This window comes from Pedosphaera parvula Ellin514, assembly GCF_000172555.1.
Taxonomy (GTDB): domain Bacteria; phylum Verrucomicrobiota; class Verrucomicrobiia; order Limisphaerales; family Pedosphaeraceae; genus Pedosphaera.
In genome coordinates, this window is the sequence record NZ_ABOX02000099.1 from 1 (window position 1) to 4,277 (window position 4,277).

At 55.2% G+C, this 4,277-nt stretch carries 4 protein-coding genes; all 4 read right to left on the reverse strand.

Features of this window, described 5'->3' with window-relative positions:
* The coding region (locus CFLAV_RS31440) for an SCO family protein (RefSeq protein ID WP_007418990.1) at positions 1 to 868 on the reverse strand (868 nt) is incomplete at its 3' end.
* Positions 869 to 1,008: 140 nt separating this feature from the next.
* On the reverse strand, positions 1,009 to 1,233 hold the full coding sequence (locus tag CFLAV_RS36780) for a hypothetical protein (RefSeq protein ID WP_007418991.1): 225 nt from the start codon (positions 1,231 to 1,233) through the stop codon (positions 1,009 to 1,011).
* A 169-nt stretch (positions 1,234 to 1,402) separates the two neighbouring features.
* On the reverse strand, positions 1,403 to 3,781 hold the full coding sequence (locus CFLAV_RS33595; protein WP_007418992.1) for a PQQ-dependent sugar dehydrogenase: 2,379 nt from the start codon (positions 3,779 to 3,781) through the stop codon (positions 1,403 to 1,405).
* A 158-nt stretch (positions 3,782 to 3,939) separates the two neighbouring features.
* The coding region (locus CFLAV_RS35895; protein ID WP_007418993.1) for a thioredoxin domain-containing protein at positions 3,940 to 4,277 on the reverse strand (338 nt) is incomplete at its 5' end.

Consider the following 4,277-nt stretch of genomic DNA (forward strand, 5'->3'; position numbering starts at 1 on the left):
AGGAGTCGATGATTAGCGTGCGAAAGTTATGGTTGAAAAGTCCATTGTCGGGATCGAATTTCACATCACATAGCCGGGCCAGTTCCGCGATTTTCTCTTTCGGACCCGTCAGGAAACTCCAATGTGCCGGATCGTATTGGTAGGATGCGCCATATGCTTTCAACACCTCGGGAGTGTCGCGAGCAGGATCAAAAGTGACGGAGAGAAGGTGCCAGTTTGTCGGGGCATTTTCCATGGTTCTCAACTTGCGCTCTACTTCTTCGAAGTTTCGCGACAGGCGCGGGCAAAACTCTGGAATGGGACAGCGCGTGAAGAAAAATGTCAGTGCAATGGCCTGGCCCCGGAAATCCGAAAGACTGACTTGCTGCCCAAGTTCATTCGTGAATTTGTAGTTTCGCAGCGGGTTTTGAGAGCCGACGGTTGCTGCGGAGTTGGTTTTTACTTCGGGCTCGAAATCGGTTTTAGACAAAGTGGGAGGGCCGCTTGCCGCGGACTGGGAAGTGTCGAATGACTGGATGTGATCCACCCAACTTTCGGTTTCGGTGACGTGCAATTGAAAGGTGATCTTCTCGCCTATTGCCACATTGGTCAGGATCGCAGGATCTTTCACCCTGAACGGCATCGTCATGGCCTCCATGAAATTGGGAATATCTTCATGGGCTATGACGAGTTGATGTTCGCCCGGCTTAACTGCTTTTAAGACGCCACGAACATAGTAATTCGTTGTGCCGGCTTGAGCTGAAGTCAGTGGAAGAATTCCAGCGAAACCCAAAATCAAAAAGGCAAGCCACGGCAGCCGCAGGTGGCATTTCCAAAACTGCACATGCCTCATATTTGCAATCACAGTCTTGAACAACATTTTGAGCATGTCATTAGATTTACTAATGCCGATGATTATATCATAGAATCACTGGATGTAAAATTAAAATTGTTCCCCCAATCCGTTCTCTTTTCGGAGATGGTAGCTGTCCTCACCGCAACCGGTGGTTGCTGGCTGAAGTTGTTGTATTATTTAATTGCCTTCTCCACCAGTGATCGGCGGTTCATGCCCTTTCCGCCTTGGATGGTGAACATGCAGGCAGAACCTTGGCACGTGTAAAGGATGGTTAAGCGCATCTTTTTTCCAGGCGACGGATCCGTGTACATTTCCCGCGCATTGACCATGAACCCGTCAGTCCGGGTGTGCAATAATTCAGTCACGCGCTCCGTAACATCTGAAAAATTTTTCCTCATGCTGAACGCTGCAGATTGGACCGTAGTACCTGAGTTGTTCGTGCCAGCCGCTGGTGGGAGCTTTGCCTCTTACTGGTAACTCGCGCGATGACACCGTTGCGGACACGCAGCGGCGTTGCTGTTCAGGAAGCGGCAGCGCATCAGGACGCAGCCGCTTCCGCCCCATCCATCACGGCAAGGCCAGACGGTAGAACACGCTGCCATTGGCCGGGTCAATTGGAACAACGACGTGATTAGTAGCGGTCGAATTCGGCACATCAACCCAGTTCCCGCCAAGACTGTTGGTCTGGGCTTGCAGACGCCCGCCTGCGATTGACCAGGAGATGTCGAGGTTGTTGCTTGATAGGTTGGCCACCAGCTGGCGCAGAGGGGCTATTTTGTAAACGATCCCGCCGGTCCCATTTGCCGAGGTGTTGGTTACAAGCGCGTACAACTCGCCATCCGCATCCTGCCCAAAGCCATGCACGGTGAGGCCGTTCGGCAAAACTGCCGAACCGCCAAACTGGGGCAATGGAAATGCCTTGATCAGACCGGTCTGAAGATCGGCGTAAAAGATACGGCCATCCGCCCGCACGGGAGCTGTTTTCAAGGCCAGATCGCCGAAGATATATTTCCCATACAACTCCGGGATCGCGGTGCCGCGATAAACGAAACCACCGGTGATGGAGATGCCATCATTGTGATCGTATTCCAGTGTCCCCAAGGTGCCGGAAATCGGGTCGATGAAGCCCGAGGGACTTCCCGGGCTGCGATTTCCTGGCGGAGCCCCGATGGTGCCAGCGGCCCCGGCCGGACCGTTGGTGCGGTTGAAAAGGAAATCTCCTTCCTTGATCGGCCAGCCATAATTGCCGCCCATCACGATGCGATCAATCTCCTCGACGTTGTTTTGGCCAACGTCGGAGTGAATCAGGTCGCCAGTAACGTGGTCGAAGGAAAAGCGATAGGGATTGCGCATTCCATAGGCGTAGATCTCCTTCAACTGGCCCGGCCCTTGGAACGGATTGTTGGCCGGGATGCGGTATTGGCCGTTGGCACTGATCGGATCCGAACTGCCGGGCGTCAGGGCTGGGTTGAGCGGGTCAAACCGCAGGAATTTACCCAACGGTGTGCTCAGGTTCTGGGCGTTGCCGCCCGGCACGATGTGGCTCAATCCGACATCGTTGGCATCGCCGCCATCGCCCAAGGCGAGATACATGTAGCCGTCCGGGCCGAAGGCGAGCGTGCCGCCGTTGTGATTGCCCGCGTTCTTGCCAAAGGAGATGACCTCGCGGCGCGACGTAGGATCAACGACACTGGCGTTCGTGGACGAAATCTTCCACTCGTTGACGACGTTCTTATAGTTGTTGGTGGCGGTAGTCGGGACGGGGTAAGTAGGCATCGTTGCTGCCGGTATTTGTTCGCTGTTGTAGGTATAGAGCGTACGATATCCGGGGCTGGCCGGATTGGTGTAACCAGGATGAAAGGCCAGTCCGAGGAAACCGCGCTCGTCGTTGGCGTTGGTCCTTACCAGCGGCGGCGACACGCGGCTCTGAATGTCGAGGGCCGCCTCAGGCAGCAGGGCGCCGTTCTGGATGACTCGCAGCAACCCGTTTTGCTCCACCACAAACAGGCGGCTGTTGTCGCCCGGCGGGCTGATGGCGTAATCGGGCGCGGCCAGATTGGTGGCAATGGGCTGCAGGAGGATGGCGATGTCCCCGTTCGTAATCGGCGGCAGATACCTGCCCATGGTCACATGCACGGGTGCTGAGGTCGCCGTGGCACCGAGGTTGTCAAAAGCCACCGCCGTCAGCGCATGCCAGCCCACCGCGAGGCTGGCGCTGAAGCTGTACGGACTGTTGGTGGCGTTGCCCAGTGACAGGAGTCCGTCGAAGAACTGGACGTTCGTCACACTGCCACCCGTATCGCTGGCGGTGGCCCGGATGGTCACGGCGAGGGAGCTGTTCAAGATGGCGTTGTCCACCGGATCGGTGATCGTCACGCTCAGTGGCGTGGCCCCGGCGCTGACCGTCACATTCACGACGCTGGACGTGGTGGAGAGACCGAGGTTGTCCGCGGCCACCGCCGTGAGCGCGTGGCTGCCGATGGCGAGGCCGGCCGCCACGGTGTAGGGCGTGTTGTTGGCCCTGCCAAGAAACGTGCCCCCGTCGAAGAAGGACACATTCGTCACGCTGCCGTCTGAGTCCTGGGCGGTGGCGGTGATGGGAACAATGGCCGGCGCAGTGAAGGAGGCGCCATCAGTCGGGGAGCTGATCGCGACGGTTGGGGCGCTGCCACCACCCTGAACGTTGACGGTTCCACCAAAGCCATGGACTATGCAGGTATAAGGAAACGAGCCAGCACTGGTGAAAGTATTCGTATACACGTGACCAGTGTTAAAAATCCCCGAATCCCACAGTCCGCTATCGCTGGTACTGCTATGGAAGTTCGACACCCACGTCCATATCACCTTGTCGTTCACGTTAATGGTCACATTGGCGGGGTTAAAAGCGCCTGACTCGATGTCTACGTTGCTTATCGCTGCCAAAGTCACGGAGTGTTTCAGGAGCATCAACAATCCCAAGCAAAAAAATTTCCTGAGCCAAGAAGAGGTTCTTAATAAGTTCATTTTATAATTCACCGTTTTAAGCGTATTTTTTGTGCTGCTCTTTCAGGTTATTTACTTAGCGGGCGGGATTATTCTAAGCTGGATCCGACAGTTGGAGTGGCTCACTTCATATACGAGGAACCACTGTTGGATTCGGTTTCCGAATTTATTCCACCAGGAGAATGCCGGTGAGAATTGAGCTGACTCGAATCTTTAGCGGACATGGCTGGTTGTGGTTTTCGTATTTGGTCGGTTCTGCCGGTAGCCTTAAGCAGTTCCTGCACGATGGAATCAGAGAAGTCGCCACTGGTGGGAAAGACCATTTGCAGGTGATTGGAGGAGTCGATGATTAGCGTGCGAAAGTTATGGTTGAAAAGTCCATTGTCGGGATCGAATTTCACATCACATAGCCGGGCCAGTTCCGCGATTTTCTCTTTCGGACCCGTCAGGAAACTCCAAT